Below are 20339 nucleotides of genomic sequence, written 5' to 3' on the forward strand. Positions count from 1 at the left end.
ACCGTCTTGGACCTACGTAACAAAGGCTCTTCGGATAGCACGCGGAGAGAGCCGAGAACCGACCTGTTGAACCTCATCGGAGCGACCGGCGCCCCGATAGTATTGTGCGTTTCGGGAACAACTTTAACCCATTCTGCCGCCCTATTGTCCGGTACGATGACCGCGTCAGTGCGTGACGATCTCGAACGCGACATGGAGTGCCTCGAGCTCTTAGAGTGCGTTCACGGGCTCAACGAGCGGGATCAGGCGGTGTTTCAGGCGCTCCACGGAGAGAACGAGGGGCTCACCGTCGACGACGTGGCGGACCGGCTGGACTGCGAGCGGTCGACGGCGTACCGGTCTATCTCCCGGCTCGTCGAGGCCGGCGTCGTCGTCCAACGGCAAGTCAACTACGATCAGGGCGGGTACTACTACGTGTACCGGTTGCGAGCGCCCGAAGAGGTCGCCCGCGAGATGCAACGGCTGCTCAACAGCTGGTACGCGACCGTCGGTCAGCTCGTTCAGGAGTTCGAATACCGGTACGGCCGAGAGACGGACGAACGCGAGGACCGTCCGATTCGGCCCGGGACCTGACGCGCGGGCGACCGCACCGCTCGGCGTGGCGGTACCCACGCAACCCGCTGCGATATTGTGAGAAGCGTACAAATAAATAAATCGCTGGGGATCGAACGGACGGGTATGGCCGAAGACACGGGAGCGTCTCGACCGCCCGCGGCCGACGACGCTCCCGCCGAATACGTGCGGGCCAACCGCGAGGAGCTGGTCTCGCTGACCCTCGATCTGCTCGCGGTCGACACGTCGAATCCGCCCGGCGACACGCGGGAGATCGTCGCCGAGATCGAGCGGTTCCTCGATCCGCTTCCGGTCGCGGTCGAGCGGTTCGCCGTCGACCCGACGAAGCCGAACCTGCTCGTGCGGGTCCCCGGCGCGTCAGACCGCACGCTGCTGTACAACGGACACCTCGACACCGTGCCGTTCGACGCCGACGCGTGGACGCGCGATCCGCTCGGCGAACGCGCCGCCGACCGCGTCTACGGCCGGGGCGCGACCGACATGAAGGGCGCCGTGGCGTCATTGCTGTTCGCGATCCGGGCCGTCGCCGCGACCGAGACGGAGCCGCCCGTCGACCTCCTGTTCGCCTTCGTGAGCGACGAGGAGGTGGGCGGCGACGCGGGCCTCCCGGCGCTGCTCGACGCGGATACGCTCGACGCGGACGCGTGCGTGATCGGCGAGCCGACCTGCGAGGAGGGACGCCACTCCGTCACGGTCGCGGACCGGGGCAGCATCTGGCTGACGCTCGAGGCGAGCGGCGAGAGCGCCCACGGCTCTCGACCGGCGCTCGGCGTCAACGCCGTCGACCGGCTCTACGACGCCGTCGAGACGATGCGCCGACGCTTCGGTTCCGAGCGGCTCGACGTCGACGCCGAGATGGAGCCGATCGTCGAGGAGTCGATCGAGTACTACGCCCCGTCGATGGGCGAGAGCACCGCGCGGGACCTGTTCCGATACCCGTCGATCAACCTCGGCGTCTTCGAAGGGGGCGACGCGATAAACGCCGTCCCGGGGTCCGCGCGCGCCGAGGTCGACGTGCGGCTGACCGCGGGCGTCCACACGCCCGACGTGCTCGCGCGGATCCGCGAGTGCGTCGCCGACTGCGAGGGAGTCGCGATCGCCGACGTCTCGTGGAGCGTCGGCACCGCGGAGGACCCGGACGGCCCGCTCGTCGAGGCCGTCGCGTCGACGGCGGCCGCCGTGACGGGAGACCGCGTCTTCAGGCGGAGCGCCACGGGCGGCGGCGACGCCAAGAAGCTCCGGAACGCCGGGATCTCGACCGTCGAGTTCGCGCTCGGGACCGACACGCTCCACGCCCCGGACGAGTACGTCCCGGTCGACGCGCTCGTCGACAACGCGGTCGTCTACGCTCGACTTCCGTCGGCGTGGCGAGCGGAAACGGACCGGTAGCGGACCGCGACGGGCGGGAGGACTCGCTCACCGCCGGCCCGGAGCGGGTCAGAAAGGCTTAGATAGTAAAATTGGTTATTTATGGGCATGAAAAACAATACTAACTCGGCGCACGAACGGCCTCGCGGGAGCGACGAGCGCGGTTCCGTAGTCGGCGGAATCGACCGAGTCGCCGTTCCGCACCGACCCCCGCGAGTCGGCGTGTCGGGTGGCCGCTGACGATGGATCGGTTTCAGAACACCGGCCAGCCCGACTGGGACTGGTGGGGGAAGCTCTGGCCGACTCCGGGCGCGACGCTCCGAGACCTCGGTATCGAGGCCGGGCTGTCGGTCGCCGAGGTCGGCTGCGGGAGCGGCTACTTCGCGCTCCCCGCCGCCCGGATCGTCGAGCCCGCGCCCGTGTACGCGGTCGACTTGGACGAGGCACTGCTCGACGAGCTGGGCTCGCTCGCCGAGCGACAGGCGGTCGAAAACGTCGTTTCGGTCCACGGCGACGCCCGAGATCTGACCGAACTCCTCCCGGACCCGGTCGACGCGCTCGTCGTGGCGAACACCTTCCACGGCGTCGACGACCGCGCCGCGTTCGTCGCGGAGGCGTTCGACGCGATCGCGCCCGGCGGCAGCCTGATCGTCGTCAACTGGCACGACCGCCCGCGCGAGGCGACGACCGTCGGGGGCGAGCCCCGGGGCCCGCCGACGGAGCTGCGGATGCCCCCCGAGGAAACGGAGGGCGCCGTCAGTCGGGCCGCAGCGTTCGAACTCGACCGGCGGATCGATCTGCCGCCGTACCACTACGCGCTTGTGTTCCGCCGGTAGCGCACCGGCGCGCTCGCGTCGCGGTCGCGACCGACGCGCTCGCAGCGGTCGGATTTTAGAATAGTGGAATTCTCGCACAAGACTAATAGGCCGCCCCCGCAACTGTCGCGTGTGAGACTGCCATGACCGACATCGAACCCGACAACACCGTCGACGCCAGAGGCGCGGCGTGCCCCGGCCCCCTGATGGACCTCATCGGAGCGATCCGAGGCGCCGAGTCCGGGGACGTCGTCCGACTCCTGAGCGACAGCGAGGGGTCGCTCACCGACGTCCCCGAGTGGGCCGAGGAGGCCGGCAACGAGCTGCTCGCCGTCGAGGAGCTCGACGACCACAACGCGTTCTACGTGGAGAAAGCATGACCGAGCGCATCGTCATCGTGGGCGGCGGGACCGGCGGGTCGGTGCTCGCCAACGACCTCGCCGACCGGCTCGAACCCGAGCTCGACGCGGGCGACGTCGAGGTCACCCTGATCAACGACGGCCCCGACCACGTGTACAAGCCGGTCTGGCTGTACGTGCCGTTCGGCCAGCGGGAGCCGGCGGACGGGCGCCGCGCGCTCGACGAGCTCGTCGACGACGCGGTCGACCTCCGGATCGACCGCGTGTCCGAGATCGACACCGACGCCCGGCGGCTCCGGTTCGACGGCGGCGGAGCGCCGATGGAGTACGACCACCTCGTGTTGGCGACCGGGTCGACGCTGGAGCCCGAGCAGATCCCCGGGCTCGTCGAGGGCGGACACGACTACTACAGCGAGTCGGGCGCGACCGCCCTGCGCGAGGAGCTGCTGGAATTCACCGAGGGCGAGATCGTGTTGAGCGTCATCGGGACGCCGCACATGTGTCCGGCGGCGCCGCTGGAGTTCGTCTTCATGGTCGACGACTGGTTCCGCGAGCGCGGCCTGCGCGAGGACGTCGAGGTCACCTACACGTACCCGATCCAGCGCGTCCACGGGAATCCCCACATCGCCGAGTGGGCCCGTCCCATCATGGAGGAGCGCGACATCAACGTGGAGACGTTCTTCAACGCGGAGTCGGTCGACCCCGACGCGGAGACGATCGCGTCGATGGAGGGAACCGAACTCGACTACGACCTCCTCGTGTCGATCCCGCCCCACGGCGGCGTCGACCTGATCGAGGAGGCCGGGCTCGGCGACGGCGGCTGGGTCGACGTCGACAAGCACACGCTGGAGGCCGAGGCCGCGGAGAACGTGTACGCGCTCGGGGACACCGCCGACACCGGCGTCCCGAACGCGGGCAGCGTCGCCCACTACCAGGCCGGCGTCGTCGGGCAGCGCCTCGCGAGCGAGATCCGAGGCCGGCCGGCGACGGCGACGTACGACGGCAAGACCCTGTGCTTCATCGAGACCGGGATGGATTCGGCCTCGTTCGTCGAGTTCGACTACGAGAACCCGCCGTCGCCCGCGCCGCCCTCGGAGAAGCTCCACTGGTCGAAGCTGGCGTACAACGAGTCCTACTGGCTCACCGCGCGGGGGCTGCTCTGACCATGTCCGAGACGGAAGCCTCCGAACCGACCGACCTCGAGGCGGCGATCGCGGAGAACCCGGAGGCGGTCGCCGCGTTCGTGGAGCGGCTCGACGCGGTCAACGAGCTGCTGGACGTGCTCTCCCTGGGCGAGGGCGCGCTCTCCGACGAGATGGTCCGCGAGCTCTCGGCCACCGGGTCGACGCTCGCGGAGTCCGCCGACGGCCTCGCGACCGACGAGACCGTGGCGCTGGCCGCGGCGGTCGGCGAGAACGGCGACGAGCTGCGGGCGGCGCTCGACACGCTGGTCACGCTCCAGCGGAGCGGCACCCTCGACGAGCTGGCCGAGATCGCCGAGGTCGGGTCGCTGGCGACCGCGGCCCTCGACGACGAGATGGTCGCGTCGCTGGCCGGGACCGGCGCCGCGCTCGGCGAGGTGGCACAGACCGCGGCCGACGACGACACGCGCGACGGCGTCGAGACCCTGCTGAAGGGCGTCGGCGAGGCGGAGCGCGAACCGCCCGAGCGGGTCGGCGCGGTCGGGCTACTCCGCGGCGTGCGCGACCCGGAGGTCCAGTACGGGCTGGGCTACCTGCTGGCGGTGGCGAGCGCGATCGGCCGCGAACGCACCGCCGCAGAGTCCGAGTAACGCCCGCGGCGGTTCGCGCCGCTCCGCCGGTCGATCGAACGGGTCGCTATCGCCGTCCCTTGTACCCTGATAAAGTATCGACGACAGCCGGAGCGACGTCTGCCGTCCCGACCGGCGCGACGTCCGCCGTGTCGAGAAGCGCGACGTCCGCCGTGTCGGGGGCCGCCGGTCGAGATTCCGACCCACGGGTCCGTTTCCTCGGCGGTCAGACGAGGAGCTGGATGTCCGCCTCGGCCATGTCTTGGAGGGCGGTCGCGGCGCCGACGCCCGTGGTGACGCCGTCGTAGAAGTCGTCCTCGTCGTAGCCCATCAGGTCGATTGTCATCTGACAGGCCTGGAACTCGACGCCCATGTCGAGGCTCGTTTCGAGGAGCTCCTCGATCGTGGCGGTGTCGTTGTCCGCGATCTTCTTCTCCATCATCTTCGTCGTCACGCGGTCCATGCCGGGGAGCGCGGCGACCGCGTTCGGGACGGGCATGTTGGGGTTGCCGACGGAGCTGAGCTTGAGGTCCTTCGAGCGCTCCTCGTGGAGGATCTCGAGCCCCCAGAACGTGTGGAAGACGGTCACCTCGTAGCCGAACGCGGCCGCGGTGCTGGCGAGGATGAGCGGCGGGTACGCCATGTCGAGCGTCCCCTTCGTGGCGATGATGCTCATCTTCTTCCCCCCGTCGTCGGCCTCGGCGAGGGCGTCCTCGAGCTCGTCGACGCGCGCGGCCAGCTCGGCGCGCGAGGGCGCCTCGTCGGCCGGCATATCCTCGGCCGACGCCTCGTCGGCCGGCACGTCCTCGGTCTGCGCCTCCCCGGCCGACGCGTCGGATGTGTCCGTGCCCATCGTTACTCGGTCTTGCGGACGTAGTGTGTGTACACGTCGTCGCCCTCGGTCTGGTCGACGAGCTCGACACCCTCGGTGCCGTCGGCCCAGCCGTCGATGTCGCTCATGCTTCCGGGGTCCGTCGCCAGCACTTCGAGGACCTCGCCCGCGGCGAGGCCGTCGATGGCGGACTTCGTCTTTACCACCGGCATGGGGCACGATGCGCCTTTCACGTCGAGCGTCTCCGCGATGTCGAATTCAGCACTCATTGGATATCTGCTCCGGTTGTCTGTATTGGAGCTATCGCACAATACCCCCCGACCGAGTAAAAGATTGTCGATTCTTGTGGAGAGTGCCGACTACTGTATAAGACGAAACCGGTTAAGCGGTTCTATAACCCCCATACTCGGTCGAGCGGGGGCTCGTGGGCGAACATCGCCGACAGCAGTATTGTCCAAAAAAGGAAATACTATGAAAATACTTTTGTGCGTCGACCCGGTACAACCGAGTGCGAAACATGAATGCCGACGACTTCCCGACTCCGGACGTCGACGTCGACTCCGTCGACCCGGAATCGCTCAAAGACCGAATCGACGCGGGCGAGGACGTCACGATCCTCGACACGCGTATGGGGTCCGACTACGACGAGTGGCGCATCGACGGCGAGAACGTCACGTCGATCAACGTCCCGTACTTCGAGTTCCTCGAGGACGAGGTCGACGACGACGTCCTCGATCGGATTCCCGACGACCGCGAGGTGACCGTCCTCTGCGCGAAGGGCGGCGCCAGCGAGTACGTCGCGGGCACGCTCGCGGAGCGCGGCTACGACGTCGACCACCTCGAGGACGGGATGAACGGCTGGGCGAGCATCTACGAGGCCGTCGAGGTCGACCGCTACGACGGCGCCGGCACGCTCCTCCAGTACCAGCGCCCCTCCTCGGGCTGTCTCGGCTACCTCCTCTACGACGACGACGAGGCCGCGATCATCGACCCGCTCCGGGCCTTCACCGACCGCTACCTCGACGACGCCGACGAGCTCGGCGTCGACCTGACGTACGCCATCGACACGCACGTCCACGCCGACCACATCTCGGGCGTGCGCGACCTCGACGCCGAGGGCGTGGAGGGCGTCATCCCCGACGCCGCCGTCGACCGCGGCGTCACCTACGCCGACGAGCTGACTACGGCCGAGGACGGCGACACCTTCGAAGTCGGCGACGCCACCATCGAGACCGTCCACACGCCCGGCCACACGACCGGGATGACCTCCTACCTCGTCGACGAGAGCCTCCTCGCGACCGGCGACGGGCTGTTCATCGAGAGCGTCGCCCGTCCGGACCTCGAGGAAGGCGACGAGGGCGCGCCCGACGCAGCGCGCATGCTGTACGAGTCGCTTCAGGAGCGCGTCCTCACGCTGCCCGACGACACCCTGATCGGCGGCGCGCACTTCAGCGACGCGGCCGTCCCGGCCGAGGACGGCACCTACACGGCGCCGATCGGCGAGCTCGTCGCGGAGATGGACGCGCTCACGATGGACGAGGACGACTTCGTCGACCTGATCCTCTCGGACATGCCGCCGCGGCCGGCCAACTACGAGGACATCATCGCGACGAACCTCGGGCAGAACGCCGTCGACGACGAGGAGGCGTTCACCCTCGAGCTCGGGCCGAACAACTGCGCCGCCAGTCAGGACTCGCTCGCGGGTGACTGACGACGCCCATGGTCGCTGACCCAGTACTGCTTCAGGCCGTCGCCGACCTCTTCCCCAACGGGATCAGCCGGTACGCCGTCGGCGGGCTGCTCGTCGGGCTCGGGACCGTCGTCATCTACGTCGGGACCGGTATCCCGGCCGGGGCGAGCACGTTCCTCGAGTCGACGCTGTCGTACGTCTCCGACCAGTCGCGGTTCCAGCGGTACGTCGGCTCGCGGGACTGGCGGCTCGTGTTCACGGCCGGGATCGTCCTGGGCGCGCTCGCGTTCGCCGCGACGGTCCAGTCCGGCGTGGTCACGACCTCGCTGTACGAGCCCGGGACGACCGGTCAGCTGTACGAGGTCGCCGGCGTGACGCTCTGGACGACGGACGTCCAGCCGTGGCGGCTGTTCTTCGGCGGGATCCTGGTCGGTATCGGGACCCGGATCGGCAAGGGGTGTACGTCCGGCCACGGCGTCTGCGGCGTGGGCTCGGCGTCGAAGACGTCGCTGGTCGGCGTCGCGACGTTCCTGACCGTGGCGATCGGGACCGCGCAGGTCGTCGCGGCGTTGGGGGTGAGCCCCTAAATGGGAGACCGACATCCCCTGTTCAAGCCGCTGGTCTTCGTCGGCGGCCTGATATTCGGGTTCGGGCTCGGGTTCAGCCACATGGCGCGGCCGGAGGTCGTGGTGAACTTCCTCCTGTTCGAGGACCTCGGCCTCCCGTTCGTGATGTTCGGGGCCGCGATCGTCTCGGGAATCGCGTTCGCGCTGCTGCCCCGGATCCGAGACGCCGCGCCCCTCACGGGCGACCCCTACGAGCGGCGCCTGAAGCCGTTCGATCGGAACGTCCTCATCGGCGGGGCCGTCTTCGGCGTCGGCTGGGGGCTCTCCGGCATCTGCCCGGGCGCGGCGTACGCCAGCCTCGGGGTCGGTAACGTCACCATCCTCTGGGCGCTCGGCGGCATGTTCGTCGGCGCGTACGCGCAGGGGTACTGGCGGAGTCGGAGCGAGGCCGGCGACGCCGCCCCGGCGGGCGCGGACTGACACGCCCCCTCCATGGACCCCGCTCTCATCGCCCTCTTCGTCGGCGCGGCGCTCGCCAGCCTCTTCATGGCGTGGGTGATCGGCGCCGGGTCGAGCGGCGCGACCCCGTTCGCCCCTGCCGTCGGCGCGAACGCCATCGGGACGATGCGCGCGGCCCTGCTGGTCGGCGTCTTCGGCTTCGCCGGCGCCGTGACGCAGGGCGGCAACGTCTCGGAGGCCGTCGGCAGCGGCCTCGTCGGCGGGATCAGCCTGCCGGTCGCCGGCGTCATTCTCGTGCTCTTGCTGGGCGCCGGGCTGATGGCGATCGGTATCACCACCGGGATCCCGATCGCGACCGCGTTCACCGTGACCGGCGCCGTCATCGGCGTCGGCCTCGCGCTCGGCGGGACGCCGGTCTGGGCGAAGTACCAGCAGATCGGTGCCGTCTGGGTCCTGACCCCGTTCGTCGGCGGCGGCGTCGCGTTCGCCATCGCCGGCGTCCTCCCGCGGCCCGGGGTGCCCGAGCGATACAGCGTCGCGGCGCTCGCGGGCCTCGTCAGCGCCGTTCTCGTGAACGTCCGGTTCAGCTTCCTCGGCGAGGGGGCCGCGCCGGGCACCGTCCGCGGCCTCGCGCAGCGGACCCTCTCGGTCGACGGCCTCGCGGCGGCGGCCGCGATCACCGGCCTCGCCGCGCTGGCGATCGCGACCGTCGTCTGGTGGGACGTGAGCCGCGACGAAGCGGGCGGGCTGCGGCGCGTGCTGCTGGCGCTCGGGTCGCTCGTCGCCTTCTCCGCGGGCGGGAGTCAGGTCGGGTTGGCGGTCGGGCCGCTGCTCCCGCTGCTCGACGAAGTCGAGATGGTGTCGGCGACCGCCGTCCTCGTCGGCGGCGGGTTCGGGATGCTGGTCGGCTCGTGGACCGGCGCGCCCCGGATGATCAAGTCGCTCGCGCAGGACTACTCCTCGCTCGGGCCGCGCCGCTCCATCTCCGCGCTCGTCCCGTCCTTTTTGATCGCGCAGCTGGCCGTGCTGCTCGGCGTGCCGGTCTCGTTCAACGAGATCGTCGTGAGCGCGATCATCGGGAGCGGCGCGGCCGTCGGCGGCCGCGACGCGGTGGACGCCGAGAAGATCCTGACGACGGTGGGCGCGTGGGCGGGCTCGTTCGCCGTCTCGTTCGCGCTCGCGTACGCCGTCGCGGCGCTCGCGTTATAAGCGACCCACGCCGCGGCGTCGTTTCTTTATAAATACCCGAAGCGGTAGCAGCGGCGCGTGCCTGCGAGGCCGCCCCGCGGCCGAGCAGCACGCGCGAGGGAGTCGGGCGCCCGGAGCGAAGCGGAGGGCGGCCGACGAGGCTGGGGAGGCGTGAGGTGCGGTCGCGGTGCTGTGTGGGGCGGGACTCAAAGGGGCAGTCGCGAGGGCGAAGCACGACGACGCAAGCACTGGAACGAGGGAGCGAGCGCAGTGAGCGACCGAGTGAAGCGCACAGCGAGTCGCGCGAGTCCTCGCGGCTGGGGCTTTGGAGGTGTTCCCCGCTGATTCGTCACTGATGATTTATAAGCGAGCGACTGGGGCTTTGGAGGTGTTCGCAGGCGACTCACTGGCATCTGTTTATAAACGATCGGCAGGAGCTACTGACGTAGCCGCCACGGCAGCGATCGCGTCACCGCGGCGTGACGATCTGCTCATCAAGACGGTTGCTTTTTTAAGTCGCTCGGGGCGGCGGGACGAGGAAGACGTTCCCGCTCGCCCGCGCGACGATCTCCCCGGAGACGCTCCCCAGCAGGAGCCGCCGGATGCGGCTCCGCCCCTTCGACCCGACGAGGACCGTCGACGGCGTGACCGCCGCCTCGGCGGCGAGGATCTCCTCGGCGGGGTCGCCGCGGCGGACCTCGGTCCGCGTCTCGATCCCCCACTCCTCCAGCGTGCGCGCTCGCTCGGCCAGCCGCTCCGCCGGGCCGACGCCGTCGTCGGCCCCCGCGTCTTTCGGCGACCGGACGTGGACGAGCGTCGCCTCGTCGGTCGCGTGACGGAGGTACGAGAAGGCGTCGAACGCGCGCGCGGCGTGCTCGGAGAAGTCCGTCGCGAAGAGTATCCGCCGAAAGAGGTGCTCGCGGCGGACCTCGGGGTCGTCGGCCGCGCGCTCGACGCGGTTGACCAGCAGCGGGACGACGGTGGTCCGCGCGAGGTTGCGCGCGGTCGAGCCGATGACCCGGTTCTCCAGCGGGCTCCGTCCCCGCGACCCGACGACCGCGAGGTCCGCGTGGACGGTCTCGGCGATGTCGTTGAGACGGCGGTGCGGCGTCCCGCGGACGACGTGGGTCTCGACGTCGAACCCCGCGGCCTCGATCACCGCTCGGTACCTGTCGAGTCCGCGCCGCCGGCGCGCCTCGAAGTCGACGCCGGGTGTCCCGGTGTGGACGTTCGCCGGGACGACCGTGACGAGGTGGACCGCCCGAACGCCGATACGGCCCAAGCAGTCGAGGCAGGTCTCGTTCGCTATCGTCGCCTCGCTGGCGGCCGACAGGTCGGTCGCGCACAGGGCCCTCATGGCGACGCCTACGGCGAGCGGCGACAACACGGTTGCGCTCGGTTCGGCGGATGCGCCCGCTCGAAAACCTCGCTGTAAGTTATCGGTACTCCGGCCGAGGTTACCGGAATATAGTATTGTACAGTCAGCCCAAAACCGTTATAGGCACGAAGCGGGTAGGGGAGAGTGAGCAGAAATGTGCCAAAAGCGAATTTCCGCGTTCGGAAGTCGGAGGGTGAGTCGATGGCAGGACTAGAGATCCCGAGCTGGGACCCGGAGACGGCCCTGCTTATCGGCGCGATCCTCCTCGAAGCGTTCGTGCTGTACGTGGGCTACGGGGGCCTCGAACGGCTCGTCGGGCCGTACCTAATGGACATCATCGTCGGGGGTGACGCGAGTGCTCGGTAGCCTCCTCAGCGGCCCCGGCTTCCTGGGGACGAGCCCCGAGATGCTCGCCCTGTTCGCCGGGTTCGGCCTCGTCGTCGGCGTCCTGTTCGGGTTCTTCGGCATGGGAGGGTCGTTCCTCGTCACGCCGGCCCTGCTCATGTTGGACTACCCGGCGCCCGTCGCGGTCGGGAGCGGGATGGCGTTCGTCTTCGGGACGGCAGTCATCGCGACGCTGAAACACCACGACCTCGGGCAGGTCGACTACAAGCTCGGCGTGATCATGATCACCGGGACGACCATCGGCATCGAGGCCGGCCGCGCCAGCGTCTACTACCTCGAGTCGATGGGGCTCGCCGGCGGCGTCATCAGCGTCGCCTACGTCGTCCTGCTCGGCGGCGTCGGGGCGATGGTCACCCGCGACGCCCTCAAGGGCGACGGCGGGGGCGGCGTTGACCACGAGGCCGCCGACAAGGACCTCGACGAGTACGAGATCCCCGAGATCGCGAAGAAGATCCAACGGACCGTCCGGATCCCGCCGATGGTGACGCTCCGCGGCGACGTCAGCGTCTCCGTGTGGGTCATCACGGCCGTCGCCTTCTCGACCGGCGTCCTGTCCGGATTCCTCGGCGTCGGCGGCGGGTTCATCCGGATGCCGGCGATGATCTACGCGATCGGCGTCCCGGTGCCCGTCGCGGTCGGGACCGACCTCTTCGAGATCGTCTTCTCCGGCGGGCTCGGGAGCTACCTCTACGGACAGGGCGGCGGCGTGAACCTCGGCATCGTCGCGCCGCTGCTGTTCGGAAGCGCCCTCGGCGCGCGGGTCGGCTCCGCGGCGACCGCCGTCGTCGACTCCGACGAGATCAAGGTGTACTTCGGCGGGATGCTGCTGGTCGGCTCCATCGCCGTAGGCATCGGCGAAGTGGGCTCGTACCTCGGCAACCCGACGCTCGAACTGATCGGACTGGTGCTCGTCATCGGCGCGGCGGTCGTCGTCGCGTTCGCGGTCCTCTACACGACGGTCACCTCGCTCCGCGTGACGCGGCAACAGCAGACGTCCACCGCGGACTGAAACGTCCCGCTCGGTCCGCGAGAGCGGAATTGTGTTTATTCTACAACAGTATCGCGAGTCCGGTCGCCGTCGTCCCTCACAGCCCCTCCTCGCCGCCCTCCTGCGTGAGGATGACGACCATCGAGAGCCCGGAGATGAGGAGTAAGATGAGCGTCGGCACGACCGCGTACTGGTAGAGCGCGGTCGACTGCGCGCGCCAGATCTGGGTGACGATCGTGTCGAAGCCGGACGGGCGGAGGACGAGGGTGACGGGGAGCTCCTTCATCGTCGTGAGGAACACGAGCGCGGCCCCGGCGACGATCCCGGACCGGGTGAGCGGGAACGTGACGCGGCGGAACGCGCCGGTCGGCGACTCGCCGAGCGTGCGCCCGGCCTCGACGAGCCGTCGGTCGACCTGGAGGATCGACGTCCGAGTGGAGCCGACCGCCTGCGGGAGGAACCGGACGACGTACGCGAAGATCAGTAGCGGCAGCGTCTGGTAGATCCACGGCGCGTACCCGGAGCCGAAGTACACCAGCGCGAGCGCCAGCACGATGCCGGGCACCGCGAAGCCGACGTACGTCGCGCGCTCGAAGACGACCGCGAGCGGCGAGTCGTGGTTCGCGGCGAAGTACGCGATGGGGATGGCGGCGAGCGCGGCGACGACCGCGGCGGCCGCCGAGACCGACACCGAGTTGAGCACCTGTATCGGCTCGAACGCGAGCGAGGGGCGACGCCCGGCCTCCGAGTTGACCAGCCACAGCCCGAGGATCCACAGCGGCACCAAGAGCGCCAACGCGGACACGCCGGCGGGGAGCAGCGTCGCCGGCCACCGCCACCGCCCGAGCGATACCCGGTCCTCGGTCCGGCCCGCGTCGTCGCCGCTCGTCTCCCGGTCCGAGCGGACCGCCCACTCCAGGGCGAGCACGAGGACCACCACGACGAGCAGCTGGAGGGAGAGCAGCGCGGCGTAGTCCCGGCCGAACGCGTTGTACTCGACGTAGATCTGCTGGGTGAACACGGGGAGCCGCATGATCGACGGGGTGCCGAAGTCGGAGACCGCGTACAGCGCGGCGAGCAGCGAGCCCGCGGCGATCGCGGGCCGGATCGTCGGGAGGGTCACGCGGCGGAACGCCGCGAGCCGGCCGTGGTTCAGCGTTCGGGCGGCCTCCAGGAGGGTCGTGTCGAACGACAGCAGCGCGGCCCGGGTCGTCAGGTAGACGTACGGGTACGTGTACAGCGTGATGACGAGGATCGACCCGGAAAGGCCGGAGACCTCCGGGACGCGCTCGACGCCGAGCGGGGCGAGCACCTCGTGGAACTCTCCCTGCGGCCCGAACGCGGAGACGAACGAGAAGGCGCCGACGTAGCTCGGGACGACGAGCGGGAGCGCGGCCGCGACCGACCAGAAGCGGCGGAACGGGAGGTCGGTCCGGGCGGTGAGATACGCGAGCGGCACGCCGATCGCGATCGAGAGGCCGGTGACGCCGGCCATCAGGAGGAGGCTGTTGACGAGCACGTCGGCGGTCCCGGCGCTGAAGAGGAGGTCGACGGCGCGCTCGCGCTCGACGGCGACCGCCTCGATGACGAGCCAGACGAGCGGGAACACGAGGGTGGCGGCGATCGCCGCGCAGAGCAGTGTGAGCCCGATCGGGAGCCTGTCGTCGCCGTCTGTCAGCCGGTCGCGGATCCGGGTTCGCAGGGACATTGTGCGGGGATGAAGTCGAGTTGTCGACGCGAGGGCACGCCGAGCGTTAGGGGTTCCGATCGCCCGGCGAGCGCGCTCCGACGGATATATGAATTTAGGGCCACCTAAACTCTTCCATGGAACTGACGCGACGCGACGCGGCGGCCGCGCTGGCCGCGATCGGCGCGACCGGCGGTGTCGCGCTCGGCGTCCGTCGGGCGGCCGACGAGCGGAGCGGCGGACCGGGGGGCGAGGAGGTCGACCCCGCGTGGGACGGCGAGGGGCTCCCCGGCGACGAGGCGGTCCGGACCGCGATGACCGCGGTCGCGCGGACCGTGTACCCGGACGCAGTCTCCGGCATCGACGCGTTCGTCGAGGCGTTTCTCGACGGCCGGCTCGACGGGTCGCCCCACGGCGAGGGGATCCGCGCGGCGGTCGCCGAGGCCGAGTCGGCGGCGCGGTCGTGGTACGACGCGCCGATCGCCGACCTCCCGCCCGCCGACCGGGACGAGCTGCTCCGGGAGCTCGGCGCCGACGTGGCCGGAGAGAATCCCGGCGGAACGACCGCGGAGCGGGTGCGCTACTACGTCGTGAACGAGCTGCTGCTCGCGCTGTACTCCTCGCCGACCGGCGGCGAGCTCGTCGGCATCGAGAACCCGCAGGGCCACCCGGGGGGCGCGGAGAGCTATCGGCGGGGACCGCGATGAGCGGCGCCGAGAGCGTCGGCGACGAGCGGTCAGCGGCCGACGGGGGCACCGACGAGGAGGTCGACCGCACCCCGGTCCCCGACGCGGACGTCTGCGTCGTCGGTGCCGGGCCCGCGGGAGCGCTCGTCGCCGACCGGCTCGCCGGCGACCGCGAGGTGGTGATCCTCGACGCCGGGCCGCGGTTCGACCCGGCCGACCGCCTCGCCAGACAGGAGCGGGCGATCCGGCCGTTCTACGACCGACCGGACGTGTGGGGCGTCGGCGGCGAGCGCGACGCCCACGAGACCGCCGGCGACCGATCGTACCCCCTCAACCACGCCCGCGTGAAGGGCGTCGGCGGGTCGACGCTGCACTGGCAGGGGATGGTGATGCGGCTCCACGAGGACGACTTCAACTCCGGGACGGCCCGGGGTGTCGGCCCGGACTGGCCGATCGACTACGCGGACCTCCGGCCGTACTACGCCGAGGCGGAGAAGGAGCTGGGCGTCGCGGGCGCGTCGGACAACCCCTACGCCCCGCCGCGCGAGGAACCCCACCCGATGCCGGCGTTCGAGCCCTCCTACAGCGACTCGCTTTTCGCCGAGGCCTGCGAGGAGCTGGGGATCGACATGCACTCCGTGCCGAACGCGCGCAACTCCGAGCCGTACGACGACCGGTCGCCCTGCGTCGGCTACGGCACCTGCCAGCCCGTCTGCCCGAGCGGCGCGAAGTACGACGCGACGGTCCACGTCGAGCGCGCCGAGGCCGCGGGCGCGACGGTCATCGACCGCGCGCCGGTCGAGCGCCTCGAACACGACGGCGACGATCGGGTGACCGCCGCCGTCTACGCGACCCCGGACGGGGAGCGACACCGGCAGGAGGCGGACGCGTTCGTCGTCGCCGCCGGGGGCGTGGAGACGCCGCGGCTCCTCCTCATGTCCGCGTCCGACCGCTACCCCGACGGGCTCGCGAACGGGAGCGGCCACGTCGGCGAATTCTTCATGGACCACCTGTTCGCGGGCGCGGGCGGCACGCTCGACGAGCCGACGAGACAGAACCACGTCGGCTTCTACACCAGCGCCTGCGACCAGTTCTACGACGAGGCCGACGCCGAGCAGGCGCCGTTCAAGCTGGAGTTCTTCAACTACGCCGGCCCCTCGCCGGTGGAGATGGCCCTCACCGGCGACGACTGGGGCGACGCGCTCCTCGACCGGCTCCGCGACGGGTACGGCGACCACGTCGCGATGGGCGGGCTCGTCGAGCAGCTCCCGGACGCCGAGAGCCGCGTGACGCTCGCCGACGACCGGACCGACGACCGCGGGAACCCGGTCCCCCGGATCGAGTGGACCGTCGGCGACCGCGCGCTCGACACGATCGAACGCGCCAACGAGATCCAGGTGTCGATCCTCGAGGAGCTCGGCGCCGACGTCGAGTGGGTCGCCGGGCCGGACGCCACCGGCCCCGCCTACCATCACATGGGGACGACGCGGATGAGCGACGACCCCGATTCGGGCGTCGTCGACGCCGACTGCCGGACCCACGACCTCGACAACTGCTGGATCGCCTCCAGCTCCGTCTTCCCGACGAGCGGCGCGATGAACCCGACGCTCACCATCGCCGCGCTCGCGCTCCGCGTCGGGGACGACGTGGCGAGCTGGCTCGCCGGCGGTTCCTGACGGGCGACTGCCATTATTTTAGGCAAACCTAAAAACTCAAGTGCGTGCGAACGGAGATGCGGATAATGAGCGACTCAGCGCACGCGACGAACGGGTCCGCCGCCGCGGTGGAGCGCGACGAAACGAACGAGACGACCGCGGCGGACGAGGCGGCCGTCGAGGGCGACACGGACGCGTCCGGAGAGCCGTACACCTTCGACGACCTCAGCGTCGTGATGGGGACGTACAACGAGGAGGAGGCGATCGCGACGGTGCTGGAGGACATCGACGAGGTGACCGACGGGAAGGCGGAGGTCGTCTGCGTCGACGGCTCCTCGGACCGAACCCCGGAGATCGCCCGCGAACACGGCGCGCGAGTCATCGAACAGGAGCCGCAGGGGTACGGCGTCGCCGTCAGCGAGGCAATCTTGACCCCCGACCGCCCCGTCGTCGTCACGACCGACTGCGACGACACCTACCCGATGGAGGCGCTGCCGGAGTTCCTCGAAGCGATCAACGACGGCGCCGACGTGGTGAGCGGCGACCGGCTCTACCACGGCGCGGAGGCGATGCCGGCGTTCAACCGCTTCGGCAACCACGCGTTCGCGGCGCTCGCGAGCCTGCTGATGGGCGAGCGCGTCCACGACACCACCACGGGGATGCGCGCGTACCGCCGCGACGTCGTCCAAGACATCGGCTGGACCGAGAACACTGGCCTCTCCGCGGAACTCCTCATCCGTCCGCTGATGCGCGGCTACAACGTGCGAGAGCGCCCGATCCGCTACGCCGAGCGCCTCGGCGAGACGAAGCTCGACCCGATCGGCGGCGGCGCCGCCATCGCGAAGTCGATCGTCACCGTCTGTCTCGAAGAGCAACTGCGGCGCTTCTGATGGACCGAACCGGGGACGCAGTGGCGCGTCGCCGGTTCCGGACGGTGGGGAAGAACGGACCGCACGACGGTTCGGCAGGAGTGGGGTCATAACTGCGCCGGACCGAGAGCGGCCACGAGACGGGTCGAGACGCGTCTCGGAAAACAGCGAGGCGAGGTAGAGGGGTGGCCGGGGGTTAGAACGGTTGGATCTCCCCGTCCATCTCTCCGTTTAACTCTCCGACGAACTCGGTGCGGAACTCTCCCTCGAACTCACCTTCGAGAACTCCCTCGACCTGCCCTCGGAGGTGTGTCTCCTGACCGTCCAGGACTTCATTGCCGACCTCCGTCTGAATCTCGCCGTTGCCCCGGAAGATGCCGTCGAACTCCCCGGAGACCTCTCCGTGTATTTCGCCCCTGAACGGTTGGGCGGTAACGACGCCTTCGTACTCACCGCGGACCCTTCCTTGTTTTCTCATAACACATCTCGCGGTATACCTGGAATCCATTTATAATTAACCCAGTGTCACTTGCCGCGAAGAGGCGGTGACAGGCGACGGGCGGAGTCCGTTGCCGGACCGATCGCGAGCGAGACAGGGATACCGATACTCGCACCCCGTCAGCGGCCGGTTTGGCCGCGTACAGAGGAGCAGCGGCGGTTCAGCGGTCGCCGGTCCCTGTGGCGGCCGTCTCGAAGACGACCCAGTCGGGGTGGGCGTCGGGCTCGTCCGGAAGGTACGTCCCCTCGTTGCCGCACTCCGTGACGAGCCGGCAGGTCGAGCGCTCGGGCGGCCAGACGGCCTCGACGCGCTCGCCGTCGGCTCCGGCCTCGCCGCCCTCGGTCACCCGAACCGTCACCTCCTGCCGGTAGGTGAACGTCGCGCCCGCGGGGTCGACGAGCGTCACGGTCACGGCGACCACGTCGCCCTCGGGGTCGAAGGGGACGGGTTCGGCCGCGTCGGCGTCGCCCGTGGCCGCCGCGTCGGAGAGCCGGACGCCCTCGGGCGTCACCGCCCAGCCCACCGCGAGCGAGTCGCCGAGGTCGCTCACCGTGTAGGAAGCGTGGTCGGGACCTCCCGGAGCGCCGCGTCGCGGGTCGACGCGGACCTGCGCGCGGGCGACGCGGTCGGGGACGCCGACGGTCGTCTCCGCGTCGATCCTGGGCCCCGACCGGCGGTCCAGCGCCTCCAGCTTCGGCGTGACGCGGGTCTCCGGGTCTGCGGTCCAGACACCCTGGTAGCCGTACCGGTACAAGGTGCGGTTCGGATACGCGTCGAGCACCGCGAAGTTCTCGACCGGGTCGCGGTCGAGCGCGTACACGACCTCGCCGTCGAGCCCCGGCCCGTTTCGCAGGTACTGGAACGGGTGGTTCTGCCACTCGCCGTACGGCGTGGGGAGGAACACCAGTCCGTCCTCGAACGTCGCCTCGTCGAACGGCGCGTACGCCATCTCGTGTTTCTCGTCGACGGCGGCGTTCCGCTCCATCGGGTCCGCGGCCGCGTCGACGGCCGCGACGCCCCCGCCGGCGACCGCGAGCGCGACGACGACCGCGAGCGCGGCGCCCGCGGCCGCCGGCGAGACGCCGCGGGCCACGAGCCGCTCGCGGGCTGCGGACAGCGACCGTCCGGCGGCGGCGACGCCCAGTCCGCCGAAGGCCGACAGCGGGACGAGCAGGTCGAAGTGGTAGAACGGCCCGAACAGCGACGCGAGCCCGTCGGTCGGGTCCGAGAGGTCGGCGAGCGCGTTGTGGGTCCCCCAGAAGTAGAGGTTCCCGACGGCGACCGAGACCGCGACGCCGACGAGGAGCAGCGTCGCCGTCCGCCGGAACGCGGGCGAGCCGGCGGGGTCGGGCGAGGGCCCGGTCTCGCCGTCATCGAGGAGGCCGCGCGGGTCGCCGCTCGCGCGCCACCCGTAGGCCGCGACCACGCCGCCGACGAGCGCCGCGGCCGTCCCGAGCGGCCCGGCCGCGAACCACCGGGTCGCGATCTCCTGCAGCGCGTACCGGTTCGACTCCAGCGCCAGCCCGAGCGTGTAGTCGACCGTGTGGCCGAGGATGCGCCGCTCGCCGAAGCCGGGGCCGTCCATCGGCGCGAACACCTGGTAGGGGAACACGAGCGGCGACCCCGTCATCAGGGCGTTGTACGCGAGCGTGACGCCGACGAACAGGGTGCCGAACAGCGCCGTGAACCCGTGGCGGCGGATCGGCCCGGGAAGCTCACCGGACCGGCTGACTCCAAGCGCGCGGCGACCGAGGGCCGCGAACGCACCCGGCGTCGACGCCCCGGACTCGACGCCGAAGCGGCGGACCGCCGACCACACCCGCCACAGCGCGTGGCCGATGAACGGGGCGGCGAACAGCACCGCGGTGTACGGCCGCGCGAAGAACGCGAGCCCGATCGCGACGCCCGCGACGCCGGCCGCCCGGAGCGACCGGTCCCGGACGCTCCGGAGGTACGCGACGGCGAAGATCAGGTTGAGGAACGTCGTCGGCGCGTACGGGAGGAACGCCGACGAGGTCGCGACCGCCATCGGCGACGCGGCGAAGCAGACGGCCGCGGCGAGCCCCGCTCGGCGGCCGACCGCCATCGACCCGAGCAGGTACACGAGGGCGGCGTTACCGGCGGCGACGACCGCCAGCGTGACGCGGGGTTCGCCGAACAGGCCCATCGTGACCGCGAACATCGCCGCCGGGACGGGGTTGTACTTCGGGTAGAGCCGCCCGCCGTCCTCGATGAAGAACCACGGGTGGAACGCATCCGCGAGCGGCCCGGCGTGGAACGCCAGCTGGCCTTCGAGGAGGAGCGCGGCCTGCGTGAGGTAGACCCCCTCGTCGTGGTTCGCGGAGTGGTGCGAGAAGACGGTGGCGGCGATCGCGAACGTCAGGAGGCCGGCGGCGACGGCGACCAGCGCCGCGGCGAGGCTCACCCGGTCGGCGCGGGCGAGCCGCTGTCGGAGCCGGGCGGCGAGTCGGCGGGGACGCGCGGACGGTGGAAGCAGTGACACGGACGAGAGGCGGTGGTGATATGGGGTGGCGTAGAGCGGGAGGCGGCC

General features: G+C 70.5%; 21 protein-coding genes. 15 read left to right on the forward strand and 6 right to left on the reverse strand.

What is annotated here, in order from left to right:
- The first annotated feature begins 156 nt into the window (after positions 1-156).
- From C470_RS07875 to C470_RS07900, 6 genes are all read left to right on the forward strand, one after another.
- A complete protein-coding gene (locus C470_RS07875) occupies positions 157-573 on the forward strand; it encodes a helix-turn-helix domain-containing protein (RefSeq protein ID WP_049908407.1) in 417 nt (138 codons plus the stop codon).
- Positions 574-678: 105 nt separating this feature from the next.
- A complete protein-coding gene (locus C470_RS07880; protein ID WP_008366468.1) occupies positions 679-1962 on the forward strand; it encodes a M20 family metallopeptidase in 1284 nt (427 codons plus the stop codon).
- Positions 1963-2183: 221 nt separating this feature from the next.
- Entirely contained in the window at positions 2184-2777 is a 594-nt protein-coding gene (locus tag C470_RS07885; protein ID WP_008366469.1) for a class I SAM-dependent methyltransferase, read from the forward strand.
- A 122-nt stretch (positions 2778-2899) separates the two neighbouring features.
- Positions 2900-3136 (forward strand): sulfurtransferase TusA family protein, encoded by a 237-nt coding sequence (locus C470_RS07890; protein ID WP_007345802.1) that lies wholly within the window; start codon positions 2900-2902, stop codon positions 3134-3136.
- Positions 3133-4278, forward strand: a complete 1146-nt coding sequence (locus tag C470_RS07895) for an NAD(P)/FAD-dependent oxidoreductase (protein ID WP_008366470.1) — start codon at positions 3133-3135, stop codon at positions 4276-4278. Before C470_RS07890 ends, C470_RS07895 begins: the two co-directional genes overlap by 4 nt.
- Positions 4279-4280: 2 nt before the next feature.
- Positions 4281-4907: a DUF1641 domain-containing protein gene (locus C470_RS07900; protein WP_004598686.1), complete on the forward strand. Its 627-nt coding sequence runs from the start codon at positions 4281-4283 to the stop codon at positions 4905-4907.
- A 205-nt stretch (positions 4908-5112) separates the two neighbouring features.
- Here the strand turns inward: C470_RS07900 and C470_RS07905 are convergent, their stop codons facing one another.
- Positions 5113-5739 carry a DsrE/DsrF/DrsH-like family protein gene (locus tag C470_RS07905; RefSeq protein ID WP_004598685.1) on the reverse strand — a complete coding sequence of 209 codons (627 nt, stop codon included), beginning with the start codon at positions 5737-5739 and terminating at the stop codon, positions 5113-5115.
- 2 nt (positions 5740-5741) lie between these two features.
- Positions 5742-5987 carry a sulfurtransferase TusA family protein gene (locus C470_RS07910; RefSeq protein WP_004598684.1) on the reverse strand — a complete coding sequence of 82 codons (246 nt, stop codon included), beginning with the start codon at positions 5985-5987 and terminating at the stop codon, positions 5742-5744.
- Between the two features lie 248 nt (positions 5988-6235).
- Between C470_RS07910 and C470_RS07915 the strand changes: the two genes are divergently transcribed.
- From C470_RS07915 to C470_RS07930, 4 genes are read left to right on the forward strand one after another with little or no spacing between them, the layout of a single operon-like run.
- Positions 6236-7429, forward strand: coding sequence for an MBL fold metallo-hydrolase (locus C470_RS07915; protein WP_008366471.1), 1194 nt, complete (start codon positions 6236-6238; stop codon positions 7427-7429).
- A gap of 8 nt (positions 7430-7437) precedes the next feature.
- On the forward strand, positions 7438-7995 hold the full coding sequence (locus C470_RS07920; RefSeq protein WP_004598682.1) for a YeeE/YedE family protein: 558 nt from the start codon (positions 7438-7440) through the stop codon (positions 7993-7995).
- Positions 7996-8454 (forward strand): YeeE/YedE family protein, encoded by a 459-nt coding sequence (locus C470_RS07925; protein WP_007345798.1) that lies wholly within the window; start codon positions 7996-7998, stop codon positions 8452-8454.
- 12 nt (positions 8455-8466) lie between these two features.
- On the forward strand, positions 8467-9642 hold the full coding sequence (locus C470_RS07930; protein ID WP_008366472.1) for an inorganic phosphate transporter: 1176 nt from the start codon (positions 8467-8469) through the stop codon (positions 9640-9642).
- 490 nt (positions 9643-10132) lie between these two features.
- Here the strand turns inward: C470_RS07930 and C470_RS07935 are convergent, their stop codons facing one another.
- Positions 10133-10978, reverse strand: a complete 846-nt coding sequence (locus C470_RS07935; RefSeq protein ID WP_008366473.1) for a universal stress protein — start codon at positions 10976-10978, stop codon at positions 10133-10135.
- 222 nt (positions 10979-11200) lie between these two features.
- Here C470_RS07935 and C470_RS16090 point away from each other — a divergent pair, with 222 nt between their 5' ends.
- Together C470_RS16090 and C470_RS07940 are read left to right on the forward strand one after the other, a co-directional pair.
- A complete protein-coding gene (locus C470_RS16090; RefSeq protein ID WP_004598678.1) occupies positions 11201-11365 on the forward strand; it encodes a DUF7512 family protein in 165 nt (54 codons plus the stop codon).
- Complete coding sequence (locus C470_RS07940) at positions 11355-12413, forward strand: sulfite exporter TauE/SafE family protein (RefSeq protein WP_004598677.1); 1059 nt, start codon at positions 11355-11357, stop codon at positions 12411-12413. Before C470_RS16090 ends, C470_RS07940 begins: the two co-directional genes overlap by 11 nt.
- A 76-nt stretch (positions 12414-12489) precedes the next feature.
- On the opposite strand, the gene C470_RS07945 is transcribed toward C470_RS07940, so the two are convergent.
- Positions 12490-14100, reverse strand: coding sequence for an ABC transporter permease (locus tag C470_RS07945; protein ID WP_004598676.1), 1611 nt, complete (start codon positions 14098-14100; stop codon positions 12490-12492).
- Between the two features lie 116 nt (positions 14101-14216).
- On the opposite strand from C470_RS07945, the gene C470_RS07950 reads away from it, so the two are divergent.
- From C470_RS07950 to C470_RS07960, 3 genes are all read left to right on the forward strand, one after another.
- On the forward strand, positions 14217-14786 hold the full coding sequence (locus C470_RS07950) for a gluconate 2-dehydrogenase subunit 3 family protein (RefSeq protein WP_004598675.1): 570 nt from the start codon (positions 14217-14219) through the stop codon (positions 14784-14786).
- Positions 14783-16441, forward strand: coding sequence for a GMC family oxidoreductase (locus C470_RS07955; RefSeq protein ID WP_008366474.1), 1659 nt, complete (start codon positions 14783-14785; stop codon positions 16439-16441). Before C470_RS07950 ends, C470_RS07955 begins: the two co-directional genes overlap by 4 nt.
- A 215-nt stretch (positions 16442-16656) precedes the next feature.
- Complete coding sequence (locus tag C470_RS07960) at positions 16657-17310, forward strand: dolichyl-phosphate hexose transferase (RefSeq protein WP_239638577.1); 654 nt, start codon at positions 16657-16659, stop codon at positions 17308-17310.
- A 175-nt stretch (positions 17311-17485) separates the two neighbouring features.
- Here C470_RS07960 and C470_RS07965 read toward each other — a convergent pair whose 3' ends face one another.
- Both C470_RS07965 and C470_RS07970 read right to left on the reverse strand, forming a co-directional pair.
- Positions 17486-17767, reverse strand: a complete 282-nt coding sequence (locus tag C470_RS07965) for a hypothetical protein (RefSeq protein ID WP_004598672.1) — start codon at positions 17765-17767, stop codon at positions 17486-17488.
- A 181-nt stretch (positions 17768-17948) separates the two neighbouring features.
- Positions 17949-20291, reverse strand: a complete 2343-nt coding sequence (locus tag C470_RS07970) for a DUF7846 domain-containing protein (RefSeq protein WP_049908652.1) — start codon at positions 20289-20291, stop codon at positions 17949-17951.
- Between the last annotated feature and the right edge of the window lie 48 nt (positions 20292-20339).

Source organism: Halorubrum distributum JCM 13561 (assembly GCF_000337395.1).
Lineage (GTDB): Archaea > Halobacteriota > Halobacteria > Halobacteriales > Haloferacaceae > Halorubrum > Halorubrum distributum.

Bases quoted from the DNA above. Each gene is read 5' to 3' on its own strand.
- C470_RS07905 (WP_004598685.1), bottom strand. From the start codon at position 5,739: ATGGGCACGGACACATCCGACGCGTCGGCCGGGGAGGCGCAGACCGAG.
- C470_RS07960 (WP_239638577.1), top strand. From the start codon at position 16,657: ATGGGGACGTACAACGAGGAGGAGGCGATCGCGACGGTGCTGGAGGAC.
- C470_RS07925 (WP_007345798.1), top strand. From the start codon at position 7,996: ATGGGAGACCGACATCCCCTGTTCAAGCCGCTGGTCTTCGTCGGCGGC.
- C470_RS07915 (WP_008366471.1), top strand. From the start codon at position 6,236: ATGAATGCCGACGACTTCCCGACTCCGGACGTCGACGTCGACTCCGTC.
- C470_RS07890 (WP_007345802.1), top strand. From the start codon at position 2,900: ATGACCGACATCGAACCCGACAACACCGTCGACGCCAGAGGCGCGGCG.
- C470_RS07930 (WP_008366472.1), top strand. From the start codon at position 8,467: ATGGACCCCGCTCTCATCGCCCTCTTCGTCGGCGCGGCGCTCGCCAGC.
- C470_RS07885 (WP_008366469.1), top strand. From the start codon at position 2,184: ATGGATCGGTTTCAGAACACCGGCCAGCCCGACTGGGACTGGTGGGGG.
- C470_RS07895 (WP_008366470.1), top strand. From the start codon at position 3,133: ATGACCGAGCGCATCGTCATCGTGGGCGGCGGGACCGGCGGGTCGGTG.
- C470_RS07875 (WP_049908407.1), top strand. From the start codon at position 157: ATGACCGCGTCAGTGCGTGACGATCTCGAACGCGACATGGAGTGCCTC.
- C470_RS07955 (WP_008366474.1), top strand. From the start codon at position 14,783: ATGAGCGGCGCCGAGAGCGTCGGCGACGAGCGGTCAGCGGCCGACGGG.
- C470_RS07935 (WP_008366473.1), bottom strand. From the start codon at position 10,978: ATGAGGGCCCTGTGCGCGACCGACCTGTCGGCCGCCAGCGAGGCGACG.
- C470_RS07950 (WP_004598675.1), top strand. From the start codon at position 14,217: ATGGAACTGACGCGACGCGACGCGGCGGCCGCGCTGGCCGCGATCGGC.
- C470_RS07920 (WP_004598682.1), top strand. From the start codon at position 7,438: ATGGTCGCTGACCCAGTACTGCTTCAGGCCGTCGCCGACCTCTTCCCC.
- C470_RS07880 (WP_008366468.1), top strand. From the start codon at position 679: ATGGCCGAAGACACGGGAGCGTCTCGACCGCCCGCGGCCGACGACGCT.
- C470_RS07945 (WP_004598676.1), bottom strand. From the start codon at position 14,100: ATGTCCCTGCGAACCCGGATCCGCGACCGGCTGACAGACGGCGACGAC.
- C470_RS07910 (WP_004598684.1), bottom strand. From the start codon at position 5,987: ATGAGTGCTGAATTCGACATCGCGGAGACGCTCGACGTGAAAGGCGCA.
- C470_RS16090 (WP_004598678.1), top strand. From the start codon at position 11,201: ATGGCAGGACTAGAGATCCCGAGCTGGGACCCGGAGACGGCCCTGCTT.
- C470_RS07900 (WP_004598686.1), top strand. From the start codon at position 4,281: ATGTCCGAGACGGAAGCCTCCGAACCGACCGACCTCGAGGCGGCGATC.
- C470_RS07965 (WP_004598672.1), bottom strand. From the start codon at position 17,767: ATGAGAAAACAAGGAAGGGTCCGCGGTGAGTACGAAGGCGTCGTTACC.